This window comes from Streptomyces sp. NPDC002884, from assembly GCF_040295245.1.
Taxonomy (GTDB): Bacteria; Actinomycetota; Actinomycetes; order Streptomycetales; family Streptomycetaceae; genus Streptomyces.
In genome coordinates this window covers 53,011-76,578 of sequence record NZ_JBEOVB010000021.1, presented here as the reverse complement: position 1 = coordinate 76,578, position 23,568 = coordinate 53,011, and the positions used below count along the sequence as shown (strand labels likewise).

24 protein-coding genes and 1 tRNA gene are annotated in these 23,568 nt (G+C 72.0%); 15 read left to right on the top strand and 10 right to left on the bottom strand.

The genetic code is table 11. The features are described from left to right. Positions 1-118: 118 nt before the first annotated feature. A complete protein-coding gene (gene hutU, locus ABT070_RS31655) occupies positions 119-1,783 on the bottom strand; it encodes a urocanate hydratase (RefSeq protein WP_351765606.1) in 1,665 nt (554 codons plus the stop codon). A 401-nt stretch (positions 1,784-2,184) separates the two neighbouring features. Between hutU and ABT070_RS31650 the strand changes: the two genes are divergently transcribed. The 4 genes from ABT070_RS31650 to ABT070_RS31635 are packed head-to-tail and all read left to right on the top strand — an operon-like array spanning position 2,185 to position 4,495. Then, the gene (locus ABT070_RS31650) at positions 2,185-2,610 is read left to right on the top strand and encodes a hypothetical protein (protein ID WP_351765604.1); all 426 of its coding nucleotides are present in this window, start codon (positions 2,185-2,187) and stop codon (positions 2,608-2,610) included. Continuing rightward, positions 2,607-3,527, top strand: coding sequence for a transcriptional regulator (locus ABT070_RS31645; protein WP_351765602.1), 921 nt, complete (start codon positions 2,607-2,609; stop codon positions 3,525-3,527). The genes ABT070_RS31650 and ABT070_RS31645 overlap by 4 nt, the downstream gene beginning before the upstream one ends. Positions 3,528-3,561: 34 nt before the next feature. Next, entirely contained in the window at positions 3,562-4,098 is a 537-nt protein-coding gene (locus tag ABT070_RS31640; protein ID WP_351765600.1) for a roadblock/LC7 domain-containing protein, read from the top strand. 22 nt (positions 4,099-4,120) lie between these two features. Next, on the top strand, positions 4,121-4,495 hold the full coding sequence (locus ABT070_RS31635) for a roadblock/LC7 domain-containing protein (protein ID WP_054244176.1): 375 nt from the start codon (positions 4,121-4,123) through the stop codon (positions 4,493-4,495). Between the two features lie 34 nt (positions 4,496-4,529). On the opposite strand, the gene ABT070_RS31630 is transcribed toward ABT070_RS31635, so the two are convergent. The 3 genes from ABT070_RS31630 to ABT070_RS31620 all read right to left on the bottom strand — a co-directional run bounded on the left by ABT070_RS31630 (position 4,530) and on the right by ABT070_RS31620 (position 7,706). Beyond that, positions 4,530-5,114, bottom strand: a complete 585-nt coding sequence (locus ABT070_RS31630) for a hypothetical protein (RefSeq protein ID WP_351765598.1) — start codon at positions 5,112-5,114, stop codon at positions 4,530-4,532. A 160-nt stretch (positions 5,115-5,274) separates the two neighbouring features. Beyond that, the gene (locus tag ABT070_RS31625) at positions 5,275-6,201 is read right to left on the bottom strand and encodes a MurR/RpiR family transcriptional regulator (protein WP_351765596.1); all 927 of its coding nucleotides are present in this window, start codon (positions 6,199-6,201) and stop codon (positions 5,275-5,277) included. Next, entirely contained in the window at positions 6,198-7,706 is a 1,509-nt protein-coding gene (locus ABT070_RS31620; RefSeq protein WP_351765594.1) for an aromatic amino acid ammonia-lyase, read from the bottom strand. Before ABT070_RS31620 ends, ABT070_RS31625 begins: the two co-directional genes overlap by 4 nt. A 142-nt stretch (positions 7,707-7,848) precedes the next feature. Here ABT070_RS31620 and ABT070_RS31615 point away from each other — a divergent pair, with 142 nt between their 5' ends. The 5 genes from ABT070_RS31615 to ABT070_RS31595 all read left to right on the top strand — a co-directional run bounded on the left by ABT070_RS31615 (position 7,849) and on the right by ABT070_RS31595 (position 11,743). Next, positions 7,849-8,910 carry an ABC transporter ATP-binding protein gene (locus ABT070_RS31615; protein WP_351765592.1) on the top strand — a complete coding sequence of 354 codons (1,062 nt, stop codon included), beginning with the start codon at positions 7,849-7,851 and terminating at the stop codon, positions 8,908-8,910. Further along, positions 8,907-9,548, top strand: coding sequence for an ABC transporter permease (locus ABT070_RS31610; RefSeq protein WP_351765590.1), 642 nt, complete (start codon positions 8,907-8,909; stop codon positions 9,546-9,548). Before ABT070_RS31615 ends, ABT070_RS31610 begins: the two co-directional genes overlap by 4 nt. Then, positions 9,548-10,219 carry an ABC transporter permease gene (locus ABT070_RS31605; RefSeq protein WP_351765588.1) on the top strand — a complete coding sequence of 224 codons (672 nt, stop codon included), beginning with the start codon at positions 9,548-9,550 and terminating at the stop codon, positions 10,217-10,219. Before ABT070_RS31610 ends, ABT070_RS31605 begins: the two co-directional genes overlap by 1 nt. A 13-nt stretch (positions 10,220-10,232) precedes the next feature. Further along, on the top strand, positions 10,233-11,165 hold the full coding sequence (locus ABT070_RS31600; RefSeq protein ID WP_351765586.1) for an ABC transporter substrate-binding protein: 933 nt from the start codon (positions 10,233-10,235) through the stop codon (positions 11,163-11,165). Between the two features lie 152 nt (positions 11,166-11,317). Beyond that, positions 11,318-11,743, top strand: a complete 426-nt coding sequence (locus tag ABT070_RS31595) for a hypothetical protein (RefSeq protein ID WP_351765702.1) — start codon at positions 11,318-11,320, stop codon at positions 11,741-11,743. A 19-nt stretch (positions 11,744-11,762) separates the two neighbouring features. On the opposite strand, the gene ABT070_RS31590 is transcribed toward ABT070_RS31595, so the two are convergent. Next, positions 11,763-12,536 (bottom strand): SDR family oxidoreductase, encoded by a 774-nt coding sequence (locus tag ABT070_RS31590; protein WP_351765584.1) that lies wholly within the window; start codon positions 12,534-12,536, stop codon positions 11,763-11,765. 147 nt (positions 12,537-12,683) lie between these two features. Between ABT070_RS31590 and ABT070_RS31585 the strand changes: the two genes are divergently transcribed. After that, positions 12,684-13,547: a helix-turn-helix transcriptional regulator gene (locus tag ABT070_RS31585; RefSeq protein WP_351765582.1), complete on the top strand. Its 864-nt coding sequence runs from the start codon at positions 12,684-12,686 to the stop codon at positions 13,545-13,547. A 385-nt stretch (positions 13,548-13,932) separates the two neighbouring features. Here the strand turns inward: ABT070_RS31585 and ABT070_RS31580 are convergent, their stop codons facing one another. Further along, positions 13,933-15,321 (bottom strand): cystathionine beta-synthase, encoded by a 1,389-nt coding sequence (locus tag ABT070_RS31580; protein ID WP_351765580.1) that lies wholly within the window; start codon positions 15,319-15,321, stop codon positions 13,933-13,935. 160 nt (positions 15,322-15,481) lie between these two features. Between ABT070_RS31580 and ABT070_RS31575 the strand changes: the two genes are divergently transcribed. The 3 genes from ABT070_RS31575 (at position 15,482) to ABT070_RS31565 (ending at position 19,069) form a co-directional block, all read left to right on the top strand. Beyond that, positions 15,482-16,519 (top strand): SGNH/GDSL hydrolase family protein, encoded by a 1,038-nt coding sequence (locus ABT070_RS31575; RefSeq protein WP_351765578.1) that lies wholly within the window; start codon positions 15,482-15,484, stop codon positions 16,517-16,519. Positions 16,520-16,741: 222 nt separating this feature from the next. Next, the gene (locus ABT070_RS31570; protein ID WP_351765575.1) at positions 16,742-17,962 is read left to right on the top strand and encodes an acetyl-CoA C-acetyltransferase; all 1,221 of its coding nucleotides are present in this window, start codon (positions 16,742-16,744) and stop codon (positions 17,960-17,962) included. 297 nt (positions 17,963-18,259) lie between these two features. After that, positions 18,260-19,069, top strand: coding sequence for a hypothetical protein (locus tag ABT070_RS31565; protein WP_351765573.1), 810 nt, complete (start codon positions 18,260-18,262; stop codon positions 19,067-19,069). A gap of 3 nt (positions 19,070-19,072) precedes the next feature. Here the strand turns inward: ABT070_RS31565 and ABT070_RS31560 are convergent, their stop codons facing one another. Then, positions 19,073-19,384 (bottom strand): hypothetical protein, encoded by a 312-nt coding sequence (locus tag ABT070_RS31560; RefSeq protein WP_351765571.1) that lies wholly within the window; start codon positions 19,382-19,384, stop codon positions 19,073-19,075. A gap of 104 nt (positions 19,385-19,488) precedes the next feature. On the opposite strand from ABT070_RS31560, the gene ABT070_RS31555 reads away from it, so the two are divergent. Next, a complete protein-coding gene (locus tag ABT070_RS31555; RefSeq protein ID WP_020128488.1) occupies positions 19,489-19,716 on the top strand; it encodes a DUF4287 domain-containing protein in 228 nt (75 codons plus the stop codon). A 120-nt stretch (positions 19,717-19,836) separates the two neighbouring features. Here the strand turns inward: ABT070_RS31555 and ABT070_RS31550 are convergent, their stop codons facing one another. The 3 genes from ABT070_RS31550 to ABT070_RS31540 form a co-directional block, all read right to left on the bottom strand. Further along, positions 19,837-20,730, bottom strand: coding sequence for a Bax inhibitor-1/YccA family protein (locus ABT070_RS31550; RefSeq protein ID WP_351765569.1), 894 nt, complete (start codon positions 20,728-20,730; stop codon positions 19,837-19,839). 233 nt (positions 20,731-20,963) lie between these two features. Continuing rightward, a complete protein-coding gene (locus ABT070_RS31545; RefSeq protein WP_351765567.1) occupies positions 20,964-22,139 on the bottom strand; it encodes a 4-hydroxybenzoate 3-monooxygenase in 1,176 nt (391 codons plus the stop codon). Between the two features lie 176 nt (positions 22,140-22,315). After that, a tRNA-Leu gene (locus tag ABT070_RS31540) sits at positions 22,316-22,399 on the bottom strand. Between the two features lie 391 nt (positions 22,400-22,790). On the opposite strand from ABT070_RS31540, the gene ABT070_RS31535 reads away from it, so the two are divergent. Beyond that, positions 22,791-23,561, top strand: coding sequence for an ABC transporter ATP-binding protein (locus ABT070_RS31535; protein ID WP_351765565.1), 771 nt, complete (start codon positions 22,791-22,793; stop codon positions 23,559-23,561). The last annotated feature ends 7 nt before the right edge of the window (positions 23,562-23,568 follow it).

Sequence of the window (23,568 nt, the reverse complement as noted above, 5' to 3'; positions counted from 1 at the left end):
GCCGGCTCGGGGCGGTCGTTCCGCGGGGCGGAACCGGTGGGCACGGGCGAACCCGCGGTCGGCGACGGGGGCTCGGCCCCCGCCGGACCGTTGCCGCCCCGCTCGTCTCCCGGAAGGGTCACGCGTCGTCACCTTCACGCATGGGCACCCGCACGCCCCGCTCGTCCGCGACCGACTCCGCGATGTCGTAGCCGGCGTCCACGTGCCGGATGACGCCCATGCCGGGGTCGTTGGTGAGGACGCGGCGGATCTTCTCGCCGGCCAGCTTGGTTCCGTCGGCCACGGACACCTGGCCGGCGTGGATGGAGCGGCCCATGCCGACGCCGCCGCCGTGGTGGATGGAGACCCAGGAGGCGCCCGAGGCCACGTTGACCATGGCGTTCAGCAGCGGCCAGTCGGCGATGGCGTCGGAGCCGTCGAGCATGGCCTCGGTCTCGCGGTACGGGGAGGCGACGGAACCGCAGTCGAGGTGGTCGCGGCCGATGGCCAGCGGGGCCGCCAGTTCGCCCGACGCCACCATGTCGTTGAAGCGCTCGCCTGCCTTGTCGCGCTCGCCGTAGCCGAGCCAGCAGATGCGGGCGGGCAGGCCCTGGAAGTGGACGCGCTCGCCGGCCAGCTTGATCCAGCGGTGCAGCGACTCGTTCTCCGGGAAGAGGTCGAGGATCGCCTTGTCCGTCTTGTGGATGTCGGAGGCCTCGCCGGACAGGGCCGCCCAGCGGAAGGGGCCCTTGCCCTCGGAGAAGAGCGGGCGGATGTAGGCGGGGACGAAGCCGGGGAAGGCGAACGCCCGGTCGTATCCGGCGAGTTGGGCCTCGCCGCGGATGGAGTTGCCGTAGTCGAAGACCTCGGCTCCCGCGTCCTGGAAGCCGACCATCGCCTCGACGTGCCGCGCCATCGACTCGCGGGCCCGGGTGGTGAAGCCGGCCGGGTCCTTCTCGGCGGCGTCGGCCATGTCCTCGAAGGCGATCCCGGTCGGCAGGTAGGCGAGCGGGTCGTGGGCCGAGGTCTGGTCGGTGACGATGTCGACGGGGGCGCCCATCGCGAGCAGCTGCGGGAGCAGCTCGGCGGCGTTGCCGAGGACGCCGATGGAGAGCGGCTTGCGCTGGTCGCGGGCCTCGACGGCCAGCTGGAGCGCGTGGTCCAGGCTGTCGGCCCTGACATCCAGGTAGCGGTGCTCGATGCGGCGCTCGATGGCGCGCGGGTCGCAGTCGATGCAGATGGCCACGCCGTCGTTCATCGTCACGGCGAGCGGCTGGGCGCCGCCCATGCCGCCGAGGCCGGCGGTGAGGGTGATCGTGCCGGCGAGGGTGCCGGCGAACTTCTTCGCGGCGACGGCGGCGAAGGTCTCGTAGGTGCCCTGGAGGATGCCCTGGGTGCCGATGTAGATCCAGGAACCGGCGGTCATCTGGCCGTACATGGTCAGGCCCAGCTGCTCCAGCCGGCGGAACTCCTCCCAGTTGGCCCAGTCGCCGACGAGGTTGGAGTTGGCGATGAGGACGCGCGGGGCCCACTCGTGGGTCTGCATGACGCCCACCGGGCGGCCGGACTGCACGAGCATGGTCTCGTCCTGCTTGAGGGTCCTGAGCGTGCGGACCATCGCGTCGAAGGAGCGCCAGTCGCGGGCCGCCTTGCCCGTGCCGCCGTAGACGACGAGCTTGTCGGGGTGTTCGGCGACCTCGGGGTCGAGGTTGTTCTGGAGCATCCGCAGGGCGGCTTCCTGCTGCCATCCCAGGGCGCTCAGTTCCGTACCGCGTGGCGCTCGTACGGGGCGGGGTCCTGACATGGTCTGCCTCCTTGCGGATGGGTGATCCCGGCGGGTGTTGCTGTTGTTATTCACATCCTGACTCGATGAATAGGACTAGTCAATACATCGGGGCCACAGCGTGCCCCGGCGCGGCGAAAGCCACGGGGACAGGAAAGACGGGAGCGAGAGGGGCGCGCGTCTTCGCGCTCACCACCCCGCGCGGACGTGCGCGCCGTTGACGCGCGCCGGTGGGCCGGTGTTGAACGGTGGAGAAGGGGCGCATGGGGCGCCGATTCGGCCCGAAACGGGGTCAGTCGACCCACGTTAGCCGCCCCGCCGCATGTTCCGCTGGAAAATGCCAGAAGACTCACCCCTCGTCGCCTACGTTGCGTAGCTTCTTCATCACTCAGCCGAACCGAAGGCGGGAGGGGAGCCCAACGGTGCCCGGAATCGACGAGTGTCTACTGGAGGCCATGCGGCTGCCCGGTGCCCGGGGCGCCGCGCTGGTCGACTGGACGAGCGGGCTGGCCCTCGGCGCGGTCGGGGAGTTCCCCGGCGGCGACCACGAGGCGGCGGCGGCCGAGGCCGCCGAGGTGGCCCGGCTCACGGCGGAGCAGCGGGCGTTCGCGCCCGACGGCCACGACAGACACGACAGCCAGGACGGCCAAGGGGGCGGCGGGGCCGCCGATCCCCCGGTCGAGGACCTGATCATCAGCAACCGGGACAGCTATCACGTGCTCCGCTTCGTACCGACGTCCTTCGACAGCAGCGTGTTCCTGCACGTGTGGCTGGCCCGGCCGGACGGCAACCTCGCGCTGGCCCGGATCCGGCTGGGCGAGATGGCCGGACGGCTGGTGCTGGGGTGACCGCGGTGAGAACGCCCCCGCAGGGGACGACCCCGCCGCCCCGGCTGCCCGTCCGGGAGAAGACCGCGGCCCGGGAGCGCGGCAGCGGGCTGTCCCCGATGCTGACCCGGCTCGCGGCCGAACGGGCGACCGGTGTCCTGGAGCGGGAGCGCGGCTCGCTCTACCTCGCCGAGGGCCGCGTGGTGCACGCCGAGAGCCCCCTCGCCCCGGGCCTCGACGTGCTCCTCCTGGCCCACGGCACCCTGGCCCCCGCCGTCTGGCAGGACGCGGTGGACCGGGCCGACGAGGAGTACGGCGTCGCCCGGCTGCTGCTCGACGCAGGCCGCGTCCCGCGCGGCGCGCTGGAACTGTGCCACTTGGAGGCGGTGTACGACGCGGCCTACTTCGCGCTCACCCCCAGCAGCACCCCGGGCCACTTCCGGTACGGCGCCGGGCACTGGCTGGGCACGCTCCGGCCGGTCCCGGTCGAGGCGGTCGAGCGCGAGACGCTGCGCCGGCGCGAGCTGCTGCACCGGCTGTGGCCGGACCCGTTGACCGACGGGGCGCCGCTGCGCCGGGCCGAGACCGTCGCGGCGCCCGCGCCGACCGCCCGGCAGAGCGCGGTGCTGGCCTCGGTGGACGGTGTGCGCACTGCGACGGACATAGCCCGGGAGCTGGGCCGCCAGGCCTTCCACACCCTGGTGGACGTCCGGCGGCTGGCGGCGGCCGGTCTGCTGACCGCCCTCTTCCCGCCGCCCCGGCCGCACCGCCCGCCGCCGGGCGCGCCCCCGCTCCGCTCCAGGTCGGCGGCCGCGACTCCCGCCGCAGGTCCCGTCGCCCCCGACCCCGACCCGCCACCGGGCATCACCCTGCCCCGTGTCAACGACCCCGACATCACTCTGCTGAAAAGGCTCAGGGATGCGCTGGAGGCCCTTTGAACGGCAGCGACCGCGCGCCGAGAGGAGCGAGCTGATGGTGTCCGAGCCGGAAATACTCGACGAACTCCGGCGGCTGCGGGCCCGGGTGCCCCAGCTGACCGGCGCCCTGACGGCCGGCGTGGACGGTCTCGTCCTCGCCCACGACACGCCCGGTGTGGAGCCGGAGGTGGTGGCCGCGCTGACCGCCGCCGCCCTCGGCGTCGCCGTGCGGATGGCGGACACGACCGGCCAGGGCGACTTCCGCGAGCTGCTCGTGCGCGGGGTCTACGGCTACGTCGCGACCTACGCGGCCGGTGAGAGCGCCGTGCTGACGCTGCTCGCGCAGGACCGCGTCAATGTCGGCCGGCTGCATCTGGAGGGCCGCCGGGCCGGGGCCCGCATCGGGGAGCTCGTGGACGCGTGGGAAGCAAAGGCGCGGGAGGCGAAGGCCGCCGCCGAGACGGCGGCCAGGACGCCGCCGAAGACCCCCGCGAAGCCGCCCGTGCGGACGCCCGCCAAGCCACCCATCGTACGGACCAGATCGGCGCGCGGATCGGCGACGCCCAACGCGCGCACCACCACGGATAGTTGAGAAGGAACCGAGGAGCACAGTCATGGCCAACACCGAAACCACGCTGAAGGAATGTCTCGCCTCGATCGAGGGCGCGACCGGAGTGGCGCTCGTCGACTACACCAGCGGCATGGCGCTGGGCACGTTGGGCGGCAGCAAGACCTTCGACCTGAACGTCGCCGCCGCCGGCAACACCGACGTGGTGCGCGCCAAGATGCGCACCATGGAGCACCTCGGTCTCAAGGGCCAGATCGAGGACATCCTGATCACCCTGGCCGACCAGTACCACCTGATCCGGCTGATCAGCGGCCGCGGCGGCAACGGACTCTTCATGTACCTGGTCCTGGACGCCAAGCGGGCCAACCTGGCGATGGCCCGCCACCAGTTGAAGAAGATCGAGGAGGACCTCGAGGTTTAGCCGGACCGGCCGGACCCGCTGTACCGGTCCGTGGCTAGACCAGCGCCGCGGTGCGGCGACGGGACCCGCCCGGGGCCGCGTCGCCCGCCGCGATGCCGGTGCTGCGGTACGCCTTGACGGCCTTGCCCGCGGGGCGTCCGCCGCGCCGGTCCAGCCAGTCGACGCGCACCCACAGCAGCGCGTCGTCGGCCCGCTCGCGGCGGCCGAGCCAGGCGGCCTTCAGCCGCAGCCCCGTCCCCCAGCCGGCGAGCAGCAGGCCGGCTGCCGCGGGCACCGCGAAGGAACTGCCGAGCGCGGCCACGAAGGCGAGCAGCAGCCACCAGCGGTGACCGCGCCGCCAGGTGCGGACGGTCACCGCCCGGTCCTGGAGCACGTCCTGCTTGCCGGCCCGGGCGGCGCCGCGGCCGAGTGCGGTGAGCCGCCTGCGGCCGCGCCACGCCGCCACGGCGACGGCGACGATGAAGAGCGCGGCCCCGGCCAGCACCCCGATCCGCCGGCCGGTGAGACCGGGCACCAGGACCCCGACCCCCGCCGCGAACACCCCGCACCACCACAACGGCGCGGCTCCGGCCCGTACGACGACGGCCACCCGAGCCAGCCCCTGCCCTCCGCGTGCCACGTCCGCCTCCTGGTCTCTCCGGCTCAGTCTCGTGACCGCTCAGACTAGTGAGCGAACGTGAGACGAGTCTGAGAGACCGCGACAGAGACCGCGACAAAGAACTCGGCAGAAAACCCGGCGGAGAACCCGGCGGGGCGCACGACGGGGAACACGGGCGGGTCTACTCCACGAAGAGCCCCCGTGCCGCCGCCCGCGCGTCGAACTCCTCCAGCCGGGCCTGCGCGTCGGGCAGGTCGTCGCACATCGCCTCCAGCAGCACCCGCCCGAGCAGCATCGGCGCGCACGCCGTGTCGAAGGCGAGGCCGGTGCCGACGGCGGCCGGCAGCAGCAGGTCGGAGACCTTGGCGACCGGCGCGAACGCGGAGTCGGCGACCGTCACCACGCTCAGCCCCGCCTCCCGGGCGTAGGCGAGGGTGTCGACGACCTCGCGCGGATGCCGGGGCAGCGCGAAGCAGAGCAGGGCCGAGGCGCCCGCCCGGACGGCGGCGTCGATCCGGTCGTGGATCATCGTGCCGCCCTCGTTCAGCAGCCGTACGTCCGGATGGACCTTGGCGGCGAAGTAGGCGAACCCGTACGCCTGGGAGGCGGCGGCGCGCAGTCCGAGCACGGGAAGCGGGCGGGAGGCCGCCAGCAGCCGGCCCGCCCGCTGCACCGGCCGGGGATCGGCGAGCAGTTCGGCGAGGTGCTTCAGGTTCTCGATCTCGGCCTCGACGGCCTGCTGGTACTCGTTGTACGAGGCCGGACCGGCCGTCCGTTCGGCGGGGGCGACCTCGCGCAGGTGCTTGCGCAGGGCGGGGTAGCCGTCGAAGCCGAGCGCGACCGCGAAGCGGGTCACCGACGGCTGGCTGACGCCCGCGAGTTCGGCCAGCTCCACGCTGGACAGGAAGGGCACGTCGGCGGCGCGCCGCACCATGCTGTGCGCGATGCGCCGCTGGGTCGGTGTCAGCCGGTGCCCCTCGAAGAGCGCCTGCAGCCGGGCGGCGGGACTGTCCGGCACACCGGCACCCGGCGCCCCCGGCCCCGGTCCTCCCGGACCCGGCGCCCCCGGCCCCGGCACTCCCCCACCGATCTCCGTCTCCGCGCTCATGCCCCGCTCCCCCTCCAGATCTCCGTGAACCGGTCCAGCAGCCCGGCCGCCGCCCGCACGTCGTCCGTGAGCGGCCGGTCGGCCTGTTCCGCGTCGAGCACCGCTTCGGCCAGCTCCAGCGCCCGGCCCGCCGGAAGTCCCGGCTCGGGCCGCAGCTCGCGCTGGCGCAGCGCCCGTACGGCGGCGACGAGTTCGCAGCCGACGACGAGACGGTACGCGGCACAGGCGCGCAGTGTCTGCCGGGCGGCGAGCGAGGCGAAACTGGCCTGTTCCTCGACGCCCCGGGAGAGTACAGCGTGGCCGAGGGAGGCGGGGGCCGAGAAGGCCCGCAGGTCACCGAGGGCGGCAGCGGCGGCGTACTCCAGGATCATCACGCCGGAGGAGGCGGGCTCGGGGTCGGCGAGGAAGGGGCGCAGCCGGGTGTAGGCCGGTTCGTTCAGCGTCGACAGACGCGAGGTGGACAGCCGGGCCACCTGGGTCAGCGCCAGCCTGAAGTGGTCCAGGGCGAGGGCGAGTTGGGCCTGGTAGAAGCCGCCGTGGTGGTAGGCGGCCATGTCCTCGGGGGAGATGAGCGGGTTCTCGGCGGCCGCGTTGATCTCGATGCCGACCACCTCCTCCAGGGCGTCGGCGGCGTCGTGCGCGGGGCCGTGGATCTGGGGCAGGCAGCGGAAGCCGTAGGGGTCCTGGATCCTGCCGAGGGGTGGCGTGGGCCGGTCCTGCGCGCCGATCAGTTCCCGCATCCGGCGGGCGACCTCGACGGAGCCGCGGTGCGGGCGGGCGGCGTGCACGGGGGCGGCGTACGCCTCGTGCGAGCCGTCGACGGCGAGCAGGGAGAGCGCGGCGACGACCTGGGTGGCCTCCAGGAGTCCGCGCAGTTCGTGCAGGGCGAGGGCGGACTGGCCGAGGGTGAGGGCGTTGCTGCTGATGAGCGCGAGGGCGTCGTTGTTGTCGAGCTGCTGCGGTTCGGGGGCTCCGGTGCCGCGCCACGGGTGCTCCCCCACCAGTGCGAGCCCGACCTGTGCCAGCGCCGCCAGGTCCCCGGTGCCCACCGAGCCGAACTCGTTGACGACCGGATACGCCCCGCTCTCCAGCGCCTCGCAGAGCGCCGTGACGACGCCGGGCCTGAGGCCGGCGCCGCCGGCGAGCAGTTGGTTGGCGCGGACGGCGAGCATGGCCCGGACCTGCCGGGCGGGGAGTTCCTCGCCGATGGCGCCGGCGTGGCTGCGCAGCAGGCGCAGTCCGTGCTCGGCGGCCGCCTCGGTGGGCACGTCCTCGTTCCGGTTGGCGCCGACCCCGGTGGAGCGGCCGTAGACGCGACCGGTGGCGGCGATCCGCCGGGCGGCGTCCCAGGACTCGGTCATCCGCTTCGTCGCCTCGGTGCCGGGGACCGGGCGGGCGGCCCGGTCGGCGAGGCGCGCGACGTCCGCGACGCCGAGAGCGATCCCGTCGAGGACGACGAGACCGGAGCCGACCCCAGAAGGGGCGTCCACCATCCGAGACGACATAAGGCCACGAACTCCCATCAATCCGGACACTCGATCTTGCCTGCCGGCCATCCGTTACCTCGGATTAACACCGAACCGTTGACAAGCTATTCACCTACCGAGAACTCTGCATGACGTTATACAGCCGGGCAAGGGACAACTCATGATCCAGTTCGACGCGGTCCACAAGCGCTTCCGCAACGGCACGACGGCGGTCCACGATCTCTCCCTCCACATGCCGCAGGGCGGCGTCACCGTACTGGTCGGTTCCTCCGGTTGCGGCAAGACGACCACCCTGCGGATGATCAACCGCATGGTCGACCCGACCTCCGGGACGATCGAGGTGGGCGGCAAGGACGTCACCCGCCAGGACGCGGCCGAGCTGCGCCGCTCCATCGGATACGTCATCCAGCAGTCGGGGCTCTTCCCGCACCGCACGGTGCTCGACAACATCGCCACCGTGCCGCTGCTGCTGGGCCACGGCCGCCGCAGGGCACGCGCCCGCGCGACCGAACTGCTGGAGACCGTCGGTCTGTCCGCCGAAGCCGGCCGCCGCTACCCGCACCAGCTCTCCGGCGGCCAGCAGCAGCGCGTCGGGGTGGCCCGCGCGCTCGCCGCCGACCCGCCGGTGCTCCTCATGGACGAGCCGTTCGGCGCCGTCGACCCGGTGGTCCGCACCCAGCTCCAGGACGAACTGCTCAGGCTCCAGAAGGAGTTGAACAAGACCATCGTCTTCGTCACGCACGACATCGACGAGGCCGTCCGCCTCGGCGACCAGATCGCCGTGTTCCGCACCGGCGGCCACCTGGTCCAGTGCGCCTCGCCCGCCGAACTGCTCGCCCGCCCGGCGGACGACTTCGTGGCCGACTTCCTCGGCGCCGAGCGCGGTCTGAAGCTGCTCTCGCTGAAGACCCTCGCGGACGTCCCGCAGGGCCCGGCCCCCGAGGGCGGCCCCTGGCGCCTCGTGCTCGACGAGGCCCGCAGGCCGCTGCGCTGGGCGCCGAAGACCGCCGACGGAACCGCCTCGACCGCCGGAACCGACGTGCCGGTCCGGCCGCTCAAGGACTCCGACTCCCTGCTGTCGGCGCTCAACGAGTCGGTGGCCGCCCCCACCGGACTCGTCGCCCGGGTGGACGCCGACGGTGTCCTCACCGGCGTGACGTCCCGCGACGACATCCACACCCACGCCGGCCGGGCCCACACCGAGGCACGGGTGGCCGCATGACCATCGACTGGTCCTGGATATCCGGGCACACCGACGACCTGACCACCCTCACGATCTCCCACCTCCAGGCCGCCCTGACCGCCGTCCTCCTCGGACTGCTGATCAGCCTCCCCCTCGCGGTCGTCGCCCACCGGGTGCGCCCCCTGCGCGGCTTCCTGCTCGGTCTGTCGAACGTGCTGTTCACGATCCCTTCGATCGCGATCTTCGTTCTGCTGCTGCCGGTCAGCGGCCTGACCCGCACCACCACCGTCATCGGCCTGACCGTCTACACCCTGGTCGTGCTGCTGCGGAACACGGTCGAGGGCCTCGACTCGGTGCCGGCGAAGACCAAGGAGGCGGCCAAGGCGATGGGCACGCGCCCCCTGCGCACGCTCCTCACCGTCGAGTTCCCGCTCGCGCTCCCCGTGATCATGGCGGGCGTCCGCATCGCCACGGTCATGTCGATCTCGCTGGTCTCCGTCGCCACTTACATCGGTGACGGCGGTCTCGGCCAGCTCTTCACCGACGGCTTCCAGCGCAACTTCCCGACGCCGGTGATCGCGGGCGTGGTCCTCACGATCCTCCTCGCGGTCGTCGCCGACGCGGCCCTGGTCGGCGTCCAGTACCTCCTCACCCCGTGGAAGAGGCGGCGAGCCTGATGTACGAACTGATCAAGAACCTCGGCGGCTGGCTGACCAGCGGTGCCCAGTGGTCCGGCTCGGACGGCATCGCGCACCGCCTGGCCGAACACCTCCAGTACTCGCTGCTGGCCACCCTCGTCGCGACCGCGATCGGCCTCCCCCTCGGCCTGCTGATCGGGCACACCGGCCGGGGCGCGTTCGTCGCGATCAACCTGGCCTCCTTCGGCCGCGCGCTGCCGACCGTCGGCCTGGTCGTCCTCGTCTTCCTGGCCGGCGGACTGTCGATGCTGCCGGTCTACGTCGCGCTGGTCGCCCTCGCGGTCCCCTCGATCGTCACCAACACCTACGCCGGGATGACGGCCGTCGACCCGGACGTGAAGGACGCGGCCCGCGGGCAGGGCATGCGCGGCCACCAGGTCCTGCTCCAGGTGGAGCTGCCGCTGGCCCTCCCGCTGATCATGACCGGCCTGCGCCTCGCGCTCATCCAGGTCGTCGCCACGGCCACGATCGCCGCGTACGTCTCCTTCGGGGGCCTCGGCCGCTACGTCTTCGACGGCCTCGCCCAGCGCGACCTCGTCCAGGTGCTCGGCGGCGCGGTCCTGGTCGCCGCCGTCGCCATCGCCCTGGACCTGGCGCTCTCCGGCCTCCAGCGCCTCCTCTTCCGACACCGCCCCGCACAGACCGCCTAGGGAAGTCAGCGAAATGAACCGACGCACGATCCTCGGCGGCCTGTTCGCGGCCGCGACCGTCCCCGCGCTGACCGCCTGCGCGAGCGGCATCACCTCCCTCGACAACGAGGGCACCACCTCCGCCGGCGGCGGCTCCAGCAAGGACGGGGTCACCATCGGCACCGCCAACTTCACCGAGAACCAGGTGCTGGGCCACCTCTACGCGGCCGTCCTGGAGGCGGCCGGCGTGAAGGTGAAGGTCCGTCCCAACCTCGGCACCCGCGAGATCCTCATCCCCGCGCTCAGGGGCGGCGACATCGACCTGCTGCCCGAGTACCAGGGCGCCCTGCTGCACTACCTCGACCCGAAGGCGACGGCCACCGAGGAGGGCGAGATGCAGAACGCCCTCGCCGTCGCCCTCCCGGCCGGCCTGCAGGTACTGCCGTACGGCAGGGCCGAGGACTCGGACGCCTTCGTCGTCACGAAGGAGACGGCCAGGAAGTACGGGCTGGTCTCCCTCGCCGACCTGAAGAAGCAGATCGGCAGGCTGGTGGTCGGCGCGGCGCCCGAGGTCAAGACCCGCCAGGTGGGCGTCGTGGGCCTCAAGGACGTCTACGGGGTGGAGTTCAAGGAGTTCAGGTCCCTCGACTCCTCCGGTCCGCTGGTCAAGGGCGCCCTGAAGAAGGGCGACGTCGACGTGGCGAACCTGTTCACCACCGACACGGACATCGTGGCCAACGACTGGGTGGTGCTGACCGACCCCGAGAACCTGATCCCGGGCCAGCACATCGTCCCGCTGATCGCCGACCGCAAGGCCGACTCCACCGTCCGCAAGGCCCTCGCGAAGCTCGGCAACGTCCTCACCACGGCCCAGCTCACCGAGCTCAACCGCCAGGTGGACAAGGACAAGAAGGACCCGGAGGACGTGGCCGACGCGTACGCGAAGCAGCACGGGCTGACGAAGTAGGCCCGCCCCCGCCGCCGTCCTCCCCCGGTGCCGTCCTCCCCCGGTGCGGTCCTCCCCCGGTGCCGAACCCCACCGCGGACAGGGGGGCTATCCCCAGTGCGGCGGGCGCGCCCGCTCCCTAGCCTGGTCGTATGACGGGATGGGAGACCACCATGGAAGCGCGGGACACGGACCTCAAGAAGGACCTCGACGCCACCCTGCAGACCCGCAGGGAGCTGGGCGAGGAGTACGAGTCCGCGCTGGTGGACTCGTTCCTGGAGAAGGTCGACCAGCGCATCGACGCCGCGGTGGAGCGCCGGGTGCGGCGGCAGTTCGCGGAGCAGCAGATGGTGGCGGCCCGGGACGCCCGCTCGCCCAGGGCGACGGACTCGTGGGGCGAGCGCTTCGGCTTCGGGATCGTCTCGCTGGTGCTGGCGGTCCCGCTGTCCGCGATCGGCGCGGGCACCGCGCACCTGCCCGGCCTGATCGTCTCCTGGGTGGGCATCGTCGGCGTCAACGCGGTCCAGGCCGCCCGCTCCCACCCCGGTCTCTTCGGCTCCCGTCGCCGCTCCTCGAAGGGCGGCGACTGGGAGGAGTGACCCGGGCCGGGGCCGGGGTTCACGCCTGACGGGTCGGCAGCACCATGATCTGCCGCAGGTTGACGTGCCGCGGGCGGCTGGTCGCGTAGGCGACCACGTCGGCGACCTCGGCCGCGGACAGCCCGCCGACGGCGTCGAACATGCCGTCCAGCTGCCCGGCCAGTTCGGCGTTGTCCAGGTGCGTCGCCAGCTCGGTCTCCGTCAGTCCCGGCTCCACGTTGGTGACCCGCACGTCCCGCGGCCCGAACTCGACGCGCAGGGCCTGGGAGAGATGGGTGACGGCCGCCTTGGTGGCGCCGTACACCCCGTAGTTCGGGAACGCGATGTGCGCGGCGATGGACGAGATGTTCACCAGGTCCGCGGGCCGCCCCTCGGCGGCGGCGCCCACCAGGTCCCCGGTGAAGGCCCGGATCACCCGCAGCACTCCGGTGACGTTGGTGTCGAGCATCCGCCGCCACTCGTCGATCCGGCCGTCGTCGACGGGGTTGGGCAGCATGACGCCGGCGTTGTTGACGACCAGGTCGACGTTCCCGTAGGCCGCGCGGATCCTGGCGGCGGCCGCGTCCACCGACGCGTCGTCGGTGACGTCGGCGACGACGGCCAGGGCCTCGCCCCCGTCGGCGCGGATCTTCTCGACGACCGCCTCCAGCCGGTCCCCGCGCCGGGCCAGCAGCGCGACCCGGGCACCCGAGGCGGCGAGCAGCGCGGCGGCGGCCTCACCGATACCGCTGGCGGCCCCGGTGACGACGGCGGTACGACCGGCCAGGCTCGTGTAAGGGGTCTCGTACGACATCTGTTGCTCCTGGGAGAAGCGGGCCGGGGCGGTTCCCCGGCGGCACGCACCACCCTCGCCGTCCGCGTCCGCGCTACCCAGGGATGCGCTTTTCCTGGGTCTGCCAGTACCAGGTTCGCGGCCCGCCGCTCCCCTACCATCGAACGCATGGACGGGGATCTCGGAGACTTTCTGCGCTCGCGCCGCGCCCGCATCCAGCCGGAGGAGGTCGGACTGCCCTCGTACGGGCGACGGCGCGTGCCCGGTCTGCGTCGCGAGGAGGTGGCGCAGCTGGCCGGAGTGAGCGTCGACTACTACATCCGCCTGGAGCAGGGCAGGGGCCCCGGGGGTCCCTCCCGGACGAAGTCGGGGGGAGTCAGCGACGCGGTCCTGGACGCCGTGGCGCGCGTACTGCGCCTGGACGAGACGGAGCACGCCTATCTGCGCGCCGTCGCCCGCCCCCGCAGGCCGGCCGGGCGGCCGGCCGCGCCCCGCGTCCGCGCGGGCGTCCGGTCGCTGCTCGACAGCATGGAGCGCACCCCGGCCTTCGTGCTGGACCAGCGGATGGACGTGCTGGCGTGGAACGCGCTCGCCGACGCGGTCTTCGGCTACAGCCGCACCCCGCCCCAGGACCGCAGCATCCCGCGGCACGTCTTCCTCGACCCCGGCTCCCACGACTTCTACCCGGAGTGGTCCGCGGTGGCCGTCCAGTGCGTCGCGCATCTGCGGATGCTGGCGGGCCATCACCAGGACGACCGCCGGCTGACCGCCCTGGTCGGGGAACTCTCGCTGAAGAGCGACGACTTCCGGCGGCTGTGGGCCGAACATCCGGTCCGGGAGTGCGCGTACGGGGTGAAGCGGATCCAGCACCCGGTCGCGGGCCTGCTGACCCTCCCGTACGAGACGCTGGCGGTCTCGGCGGACCCGGACCGGTCGCTGCTGGTCTACACCCCGGAAGCGGGCTCCGAGACGGAGGAGCGGCTGCGGTTCCTCGGCAGCTGGAAGGCGACGCCGGCGCGGACAGCGCCGTAGGGCCTGTCCGGCGGACAGGCCCTACGGCGGAAGCTTGCGCGGGGACCGCCGCACCCCCGTTGCCGGGGGGCGGGACGACGGCGGTCCCCGCGAGGGACGCGGGCCGGGTCAGGCCGGGCTTGCGCGTCCGTGGCGTCGGTGGAGGTCCGGGAGCCGCTCCGGAGGTCCGTGACGCCGTTTGGGTGCCGGTGGGGCGGGGAGCCGCTCCCGCCCTGCCGACATCCATAAATATGCAGGACGCGTGTTAACCGGGTGCTGCGTGCACGTGACACGCTCGTACCACTTCCGCGAAGTCCACCATTTCGGTAGGCAAACGGAAGTTCAGCGCCCACGGGGGCCGTTCACCGGAGGTTTCCCGGAGGTTTCGGCCCTCGCCGGCCAGAAGTCACTTCCCGCCCTTGGCCAGGAAGGCCAGCAGGTCCTGGCGGCTGACGACCCCGGTGGGCTTGCCCTCGACGAGGACGATCGCCGCGTCCGCGGTGCCCAGCACGGACATCAGGTCGCCGACCGGCTCACCTGAGCCGACCTGCGGCAGCGGGGCGGACATGTGCTTCTCCAGCGGGTCGTCGAGGGAGGCCCGCTGGGTGAACAGCGCGTCGAGCAGCTCCCGCTCCACGACCGACCCGACGACCTCGGCGGCCATGACGTCCGGGTGACCGGCGCCGGGCTTCACGATCGGCATCTGGGAGACGCCGTACTCGCGCAGCACCTCGATGGCCTCGCCGACGGTCTCGTCCGGGTGCATGTGGACGAGGGACGGGATCGCGCCGTGCACCTTGTCGTTGAGGACGTCGGCGACGCGGGCGCTGGGGCCCTCGTCCTCGAGGAAGCCGTAGTCGGCCATCCACTCGTCGTTGAAGATCTTCGAGAGGTACCCGCGACCGCTGTCGGGCAGCAGGACGACCACGACGTCGTCCGGCCCGAGCCGCTCGGCGACGCGCAGGGCGGCCACCACGGCCATCCCGCAGGAGCCGCCGACCAGCAGCCCCTCCTCCTTCGCGAGCCGCCGGGTCATCTGGAAGGAGTCCTTGTCGGACACCGGGACGATCTCGTCGGCGACGGTCCGGTCGTAGGCGGTCGGCCAGAAGTCCTCGCCGACGCCCTCGACGAGGTAGGGCCGCCCGGACCCGCCGGAGTACACGGACCCCTCGGGGTCGGCGCCGACGACCTGGACCCGGCCCTCGCTGGCGTCCTTCAGATAGCGCCCGGTCCCGGAGATGGTGCCACCGGTGCCGACGCCGGCGACGAAGTGGGTGATCCGCCCCTCCGTCTGCTCCCACAGCTCAGGGCCGGTGGAGTGGTAGTGGGAGAGCGGGTTGTTCGCGTTGGAGTACTGGTCCGGCTTCCACGCGCCCGGCGTCTCCCGCACCAGCCGGTCGGAGACGTTGTAGTAGGAGTCCGGGTGCTCGGGGTCCACGGCGGTGGGGCACACGACGACCTCGGCGCCGTACGCCCGCAGCACGTTGATCTTGTCGGTGCTCACCTTGTCGGGGCACACGAAGATGCAGTGGTACCCCTTCTGCTGCGCCACGATGGCCAGCCCGACCCCGGTGTTTCCGCTGGTCGGCTCGACGATCGTGCCGCCGGGCAGGAGTTCCCCGCTCTTCTCCGCCGCCTCGATCATGCGCAGGGCGATGCGGTCCTTCACGGAACCGCCCGGGTTGAAGTACTCCACCTTGGCCAGGACGGTCGCCTGGATGCCCTTGGTCACGCTGTTGAGCTTCACCAGCGGGGTGTTGCCGACGAGGCTGATCATCGAGTCGTGGAATTGCACCGTTGTCTCCGGTTGCTTGCAAAAACAGTGGTCGTAGTGGTTACGCCAGGGTACGGCCCGGGCGGCGACCGGGCGGCAGGTTCACTCCTGGTGGAGATTGGGCGACGGTCCGTACGGGGCAAGGAGTGGGTGTACGGACACAAGGAGGTGGCGTCGAGGCATGACGAGCATGTCGAGGGCGAGAGTGGCCCGGCGCATCGCGGCCGGCGCGGCCTATGGCGGCGGCGGCATCGGACTGGCCGGGGCGGCGGCGGTCGGGCTGGTAGTGGCGGAGATGCACCTGGCGCGGCGCCAGGTGAACAACGGGACGCATCCGCACGTCCCCCAGGCGGACGGCCGCTACGGCCTCGCCTACGACGCGCCCGGACCCGGCAAGGAACCCCTGCGCCTGACGATGCTGGGCGACTCCACGGCGGCCGGCCAGGGCGTCCACCGCTCCGGGCAGACCCCGGGCGCACTGCTGGCCGCGGGTCTGGCGGCGGTCGCCGAGCGCCCCGTGGAACTGCGCAACGTGGCGCTCCCGGGCGCCCAGTCCGACGATCTCGACCGCCAGGTCGCGCTGGTGCTCGGCGACTCCGATCAGGTGCCCGACGTCTGCGTGATCATGATCGGCGCGAACGACGTCACCCACCGGATGCCGGCCACCCGCTCGGTCCGCCACCTGTCCTCGGCGGTACGGCGGCTGCGTACGGCCGGCACCGAGGTCGTCGTCGGCACCTGCCCCGACCTGGGCACGATCGAGCCGGTCCAGCAGCCGCTGCGCTGGCTGGCCCGCCGGGCCTCACGCCAGCTCGCGGCCGCCCAGACGATCGGCGCCGTCGAGCAGGGCGGCCGCACGGTCTCCCTGGGCGACCTGCTGGGCCCCGAGTTCGAGGCCAATCCGAGCGAGCTGTTCGGCCCCGACCACTACCACCCCTCGGCGGAGGGGTACGCGACGGCGGCGATGGCGGTCCTGCCCACGGTCTGCGCGGCCCTCGGCCTCTGGCCGGCGGAGGAGGAGCGCCCGGACGTCTCGCGCCGCGAGGGTTTCCTGCCGGTGGCCCGGGCGGCGGCGGAAGCGGCCTCGGAGGCCGGCACGGAGGTCACGGCAGCGATGCCGACGGGCCCCCGAGGCCCGTGGGCCCTCCTCAAGCGCCGCCGCAGGCGGCGGGTGTCGGAATCGGAACCGACGTCCCCCATCAGCCAGTCCGGCGTGTGAGGGCGAGGCCCGTCCAGGGCCGAAGCAGGGGTCCGGGGGCGGCAGCCCCCGGACCCGGTGCGCCGCCCCGCCCGCACCCGCCCGGCCCATCGCCGGCGACCCAAGCAAGCGCTTAGTAAATTGCGGCGCGAGTCACACGGCCACACCAGTGACCTCGGCCATACGTACGGGTAACTTCCCAAGCAGCCGACCACCGTACGCACCCCCGCCAATGGAGCCGTGATGCCCGAAGCAGTCATCGTCTCGACCGCCCGCTCGCCCATCGGCCGCGCTTTCAAGGGCTCCCTGAAGGACCTGCGCCCGGACGACCTCACCGCCACGATCATCCAGGCGGCCCTCGCCAAGGTCCCCGAGCTGGACCCGAGGGACATCGACGACCTGATGCTCGGCTGCGGCCTGCCCGGCGGCGAGCAGGGCAACAACCTCGGCCGCATCGTGGCGGTGCAGATGGGGATGGACCACCTCCCCGGCTGCACGATCACCCGCTACTGTTCCTCGTCCCTGCAGACCAGCCGCATGGCGCTGCACGCCATCAAGGCCGGCGAGGGCGACGTCTTCATCTCGGCCGGTGTCGAGCTGGTCTCCCGGTTCGCCAAGGGCAACTCCGACAGCCTGCCCGACACCCGCAACCCGTTCTTCGCCGAGGCCGAGGCCCGCACCGCGGCCGTCGCCGCGCAGGAGGGCACCAGCTGGCACGACCCGCGCGAGGACGGCCTCGTCCCGGACGCGTACATCGCGATGGGCCAGACCGCCGAGAACCTCGCCCGCCTCAAGGGCGTCACCCGCCAGGACATGGACGAGTTCGGCGTCCGCTCGCAGAACCTCGCCGAGGAAGCCATCAAGAACGGCTTCTGGGAGCGGGAGATCACCCCGGTGACGCTCCCCGACGGCACGGTCGTCAGCAAGGACGACGGCCCGCGCGCCGGCGTCACGCTGGAGGGCGTCCAGGGCCTGAAGCCGGTCTTCCGCCCCGACGGCATGGTGACCGCCGCCAACTGCTGCCCGCTGAACGACGGTGCCGCCGCGGTCGTCGTCATGAGCGACACCAAGGCCCGCGAGCTCGGTCTCACCCCGCTCGCCCGCATCGTGTCGACCGGCGTCTCCGGCCTGTCCCCCGAGATCATGGGCCTGGGCCCGGTCGAGGCGAGCAACCAGGCCCTGCGCCGGGCCGGTCTCACCATCGACGACATCGACCTGGTCGAGATCAACGAGGCGTTCGCCGCCCAGGTGATCCCCTCCTACCGCGAGCTCGGCATCGACCTGGACAAGCTGAACGTCAACGGCGGCGCCATCGCCGTCGGCCACCCCTTCGGCATGACGGGCGCCCGCATCACCGGCACGCTCATCAACTCCCTCCAGTTCCACGACAAGCAGTTCGGTCTGGAGACCATGTGCGTCGGCGGCGGCCAGGGCATGGCCATGGTCATCGAGCGCCTGAGCTGAACACCCGGCCGCAGGCCCCCGGCAGGGGCCCTGCGTGACCGCGCCGGCACCTGCGGTGACGGATCAGCCCGGAGTCCGGAAAGCCCCTGGACTCCGGGCCGTTTTGTGATCCAATCTCCCCCAGGATGTGACCTATCTCCCTCCCCGGAGGGATTTACGCAGCTCAGCGCCCTTCGCCACCAAACCCCAGGCCCAAAGTCCTGCCCGTTTCGTGACGTTACGCACTGACAGGTGGATAGTCCACCCTTCAAGCTGATGTAGGAAGTCGGGGGTCGACTTTGAACCGGGAGTACGTCAGTGAGCGCCATGCCGATCGCGTTGCTGGTCACCACGGCCGCCACGGGCGCCGTGGGCGTCGCCGTCCTGCGCACCCTCTTGCAGTTGCGCCGGCAGGTCGCCGCCCTGCACACCCAACTGGCCAGGGACGCCAGGAACGCCGAGGAGACCGCCGCCGAACTGCGCGGCTTCGTCCCGGCCGCCCGCACCACGGCCGACGCGGCCGAGATACGCGCTGCCGTGGCCGAGGCGCTCGCCGAGGAGCGGGAGCGGGAGCTCGCCGAGGCGCGCGCGTTCTGGGCCGCCCAGGAGGCGCGTGACGCCTCCGACGCGCCCTCCCTGCTGGGCCTCCCGGACAGCGAGCTGTTCCTGCCCCGCCAGACCGACTTCGTGGGCCTGGAGCCGCTGGAGTCCGTGTCCGAGCCGGGCGCGGACGCCGACGAGTTCGCCGGGGACTCCGCCGAACTGGCCGCGGCCCGCCGCCGCCACCCGTCCCACCCCGACTTCGTACCGGTCCAGTCACCGATCGTGAACGACCACGAGCGCACGGTGGCGACGCTCGAGGAACTGGCCGCGTCCCAGATCGAGCTGACCGACGTCCGCCCGGGTCCGCTCGGCACCCTCGACGTCTACGTCTTCGCCGACGGCACCACGCTGTGCATGACCCCGGGCCACCGCGAGACGGCGGAACGCCTCGCCGCGGCCCTCACCGCGGGCGAGACCCCGTTCCTGCTGGGCGGGTCGGGCATCTCGGGCGCGTACACCCTGACGTTCCAGTGCGGCGCGGAGAACGTCTACATCCTGGCCGACCGGGTCATAGCGAGCCTGTGAGGCTCACACGCCCGCCCGCTTCTGCGCCTGCGCCACCAACTCCAGAGCTTCCCGAACCTGGCCCTCGTCCGTGAGTACGAGGGCCAAGTCGTGCACCGCGACGGTGATTTGATCGGCGGCGGCGAACATCCCGGCGTCCGGCATCTCGCGCGGCAGCGCTCCGGGCTCCTCGATGAGCTGCGCGCGCCGCACCAACTCCCTGGCCAGCGCCAGCGCCTCCGTGGCCGCGCCTCTCTGGAGCCGGCTCTGCGAAGCCGCGCGCAGACGATCGGCGAAGTGGTCCACCGCACGGGTCAGGGACGTCGTATCAGCCACGCCGCGAGACTACGCGTCGCACCGGCACTGTTGCCAACGGGCGAACACTCAGGCACGGTGACCTGAAGGACCGGCCTACATCCCCTTTGCTACCGGAGGCGCCGATGTCCCATGTCCTCTCCGAGGAGACCCACCGCAACATACTGGCCCGCATCCCCCATTGCACCGGTCGTGAAGTCGCCGACTGGCTGCGCACCGTCGACGAAGGCCCCGCTCTCCGCTTCGAGGAGAAGGTCAGCTGGCTGCGCGCCGAGCACAACCTCGCGTACGGCCACGCCAAGGCGATCATCCACGAGTACGACCTGAGGAGGGCCGCGCGCAAACTCCTCTAGCGCGCACGCGACACACCACCCTACGGACACGGAGAAGGGCCCCGGGATCGGAATCCCGGGGCCCTTCTCGGTGTCGCCGTCCGGGCGGTTTCGGCCGCCCGGTAGCTCGGTCGCGCTCGCTCAGTCGCTGTTGAGGATCGAGAGGAGTCGCAGGAACTCCATGTAGATCCACACCAGCGTCAGCGTGAGGCCGAAGGCGGCGAGCCAGGCCTCCTCGCGCGGGGCGCCGTACGCGATGCCGTCCTCGACCTGCTTGAAGTCCAGGGCCAGGAAGCAGGCGCCGAGCAGGATGCCGATGACACCGAACACGATGCCGAGCGGCCCGCTGCGGAAGCCGAGGCCGTCGCCGCCGCCGAAGACGGTGAACAGCAGGTTCACGGCCATCAGCAGCACGAAGCCGAGCGCCGCGGCCATCACGAAGCCGTAGAAGCGGCGGTTGACGCGGATCCAGCCGGCCTTGTACGCCACGAGCACGCCGGCGAAGACCGCCATGGTGCCCATCACCGCCTGGGCGACGACGCCGTCCGCGATGTACGTGGAGACCGCGCTGGAGATCACGCCGAGGAAGACGCCCTCGAGGGCGGCGTACGACAGGATCAGCGCGGGGGCCGCGCGGCGCTTGAACGACTGGATCAGGGCCAGCACCATCGCGACCAGACCGGCGCCGACGGCGATGCCGTACGACTTGCCGATGTTGGCCTCGTCGACGGGCAGCAGCACCCAGGACAGCACCGCGGTGACGACCACGGTGCCGAGCGTGGTCGCGGTGCGCGCGACGACGTCGTCCATGGTCATCCGGCCGGTGGCGGCCGGGGCCTGCGGCGGGGCGCCGTGCGAGAGGTCCTGCTGGGCGTAAGGGTTCTGCGCGTACGGGTTGCCGGCCTGCTGGGCGTACGGGTTGCCCTGCTGCGTGCCGACTGCGGGTCCCCCGGCCTGCGGCGCGGCGTTGAAGCCCGCGTAGCCGTTGTCGCGGCTGAACCCCCGTCGCGAGAAGACCGGGTTTCTGCTCCTCATTGCACTCCTCCGTGGCCACACTGCGCGGCCTTGAGCTCAAGGGTAATGGGTAGGCAAAGGATTGACCCTAGTGCTTGGGGAGGATCTTTCCCTCTTCCTGCTGCCCAACACGCTACGTGGCGTCGTGATTCCCGGCACAGGAGGGCCGTATTCATGACCGAGCCGCGACATGTCCGGTACCGCGCGGAGACCGGACGGGCCCCGGCGCGCCCTTGACGGGGCCCGCCGTCCGGTCACCCGAACGAGAAGCCGGTGTACGCCTCGGCCAGGTCGGTCTCGGCGGCCCGCGAGGAGGCGATGCGCTCCAGCCGGGCCAGCTGGAGCCGGTCCTCGAAGGGGGTGGCGTCGGGGGCGCGGTGCAGGAGGGTGGTCATGTCGTACGAGAACCGCTCGGCCTGCCACACGCGCCGCAGACAGGTCTCGGAGTAGGCGTCCAGGAGAGCGGCGGAGCCCGTCTCCCTCAGGTGGGTGAGCGCCCGCGCGAAGGTGACGACGTCCCCGACGGCGAGGTTCAGCCCCTTCGCCCCGGTCGGCGGCACGATGTGGGCGGCGTCCCCGGCGAGGAAGAGCCGGCCGTGCCGCATGGGCTCGTGCACGTAGGAGCGCATGGGCGTGACCGACTTCTGGGTGATCGCCCCGCGCTCCAGCTTCCAGTCGTCGTCGGTCTCGAAGCGGCGCTCCAGCTCGTCCCAGATCTCCTCGTCCGCCCACGCCTGCGCGTCCGTGCCCTCGGGCACCTGGAGGTAGAGGCGGGAGACGGCCGGGGAGCGCATGGACAGCAGCGCGAAGCCGCGGTCGTGGCGGGCGTAGACCAGCTCGTCGTGCGAGGGCGGCACGTCGGCGAGGATGCCGAGCCAGCCGAAGGGGTACGTCCGCTCGAAGGTCCGGGTCGACGCGGCCGGGATCGCCTGCCGGGCGACACCCCAGAAGCCGTCGCAGCCGACGACGTAGTCGCACTCGAGGACGTCCTCGACGCCCTCGTGGCGGAAGCGGACCCGCGGGTGGTCGGTGCCGGCGTCCTCGACGGCCAGCGCCTCCGCCTCGAACAGCAGCGGGCCGCCGTCCTCGAGCTGGAGGGCGATGAGGTCCTTGCACACCTCGGTCTGCGCGTAGACCGTCACCGACCGGCCGCCGGTGAGGGCGGGGAAGTCGACGCGGTGCCGCTGCCTGGCGAACCGCAGCTCTATGCCGTCGTGGCGCAGCCCCGCACGGTCCATGCGCTCCCCGGCGCCGGCCGCGCGCAGCACGTCCACCGTGCCCTGCTCCAGGATCCCGGCGCGCTGGCGCTGCTCGACGTAGGCCCGGTCGCGGCTCTCCAGCACGACGGAGTCGATGCCCGCGACGTGGAGCAGACGGGCGAGGAGGAGGCCGGCCGGGCCGGCGCCGACGATGCCGACGGTGGTGCGCATCGGGCGTTTCCCTTCACTGTTCGCACAGTGAAGTTTTCTTCACTGTCTTAAAACGTGAGTTTGCGCCCCTGCCCACCGGGTGTCAACGGTCGAGACGTGGAGACGCGGCCGGGAGCCGGCCGCCACGGCGGTCAATGCCTCGATGGAGGATGCAGCGATCGCCGAGACGTCGGAAGTGCCCAGAGCCGGACTTGAACCGGCACGCCCGCGAAGGGGCAGCGAGGTTTAAGCTCGCCGTGTCTGCATTCCACCATCTGGGCAGGCCTGAGGGCTCCGCTTGAGCTTCCGACCCTATCGGGATCCGTCCCTCGAACAGCGGAACAGCGGACCGATGTTGTCTTATTTTATTGACGTCTGAGGGTGCATCAGCACCTGGAACTCGCCATCTGCACTTGCCAGTAGCCTCGCGCGTGGCAACCGCTTACGTATGCGGAATGACGGAATTTCACCGTCCGAACGAGGTTGCTCCACCGGTTCTTGACGACCCGGCCCTCAGGGACGGGGGTCATCCCCAGGTATGACACGGCGGTCCACCGTCCGACCCGAGGCTGCCCTCGGAACCGGAACAGCGGGTGACTACACGGCCGTCGGCGGCCAGGACGATGGTTCATGTCCCCCAGACATGTCGTCGTCCCGTCAGGAGCCACGCCCGTGACCACCAGCCCCCTCGCAGACCGGACCACCGCCGTCGCCGCACGCGCCACGGACCTGTCGAAGATCTACGGACAGGGCGAGACTCAGGTGGTCGCTCTGGACCGGGTCTCGGTCGACTTCCGGCAGGCCGAGTTCACCGCGATCATGGGGCCGTCCGGCTCCGGCAAGTCCACGCTGATGCACTGCGTGGCGGGCCTCGACAGCTTCTCCTCCGGCTCCGTGCGCATCGGCGACACCGAGCTCGGCGCGCTGAAGGACAAGCAGCTCACCAAGTTGCGCCGGGACAAGATCGGGTTCATCTTCCAGGCGTTCAACCTGCTGCCGACGCTGACGGCGATCGAGAACATCACGCTCCCGATGGACATCGCCGGTCGCAAGCCGGACAAGGAGTGGCTGGAAAAGGTCATCCGGATGGTGGGGCTCGCCGACCGGCTGAGCCACCGGCCCTCGCAGCTCTCCGGCGGTCAGCAGCAGCGGGTCGCCGTCGCCCGCGCCCTCGCCTCCCGGCCCGACATCATCTTCGGCGACGAGCCGACCGGAAACCTCGACTCGCGTTCGGGCGCCGAGGTGCTCGGCTTCCTGCGCAACTCGGTGCGGGAGCTGGGCCAGACGGTGGTGATGGTGACCCACGACCCGGTGGCGGCGGCCTACGCGGACCGGGTGATCTTCCTCGCGGACGGCCGGGTCGTCGACGAGGTGTACGGCCCGACGGCCGACTCGGTGCTCGACCGCATGAAGCAGTTCGACTCCAAGGGCCGCACCACCTGATCCCCGA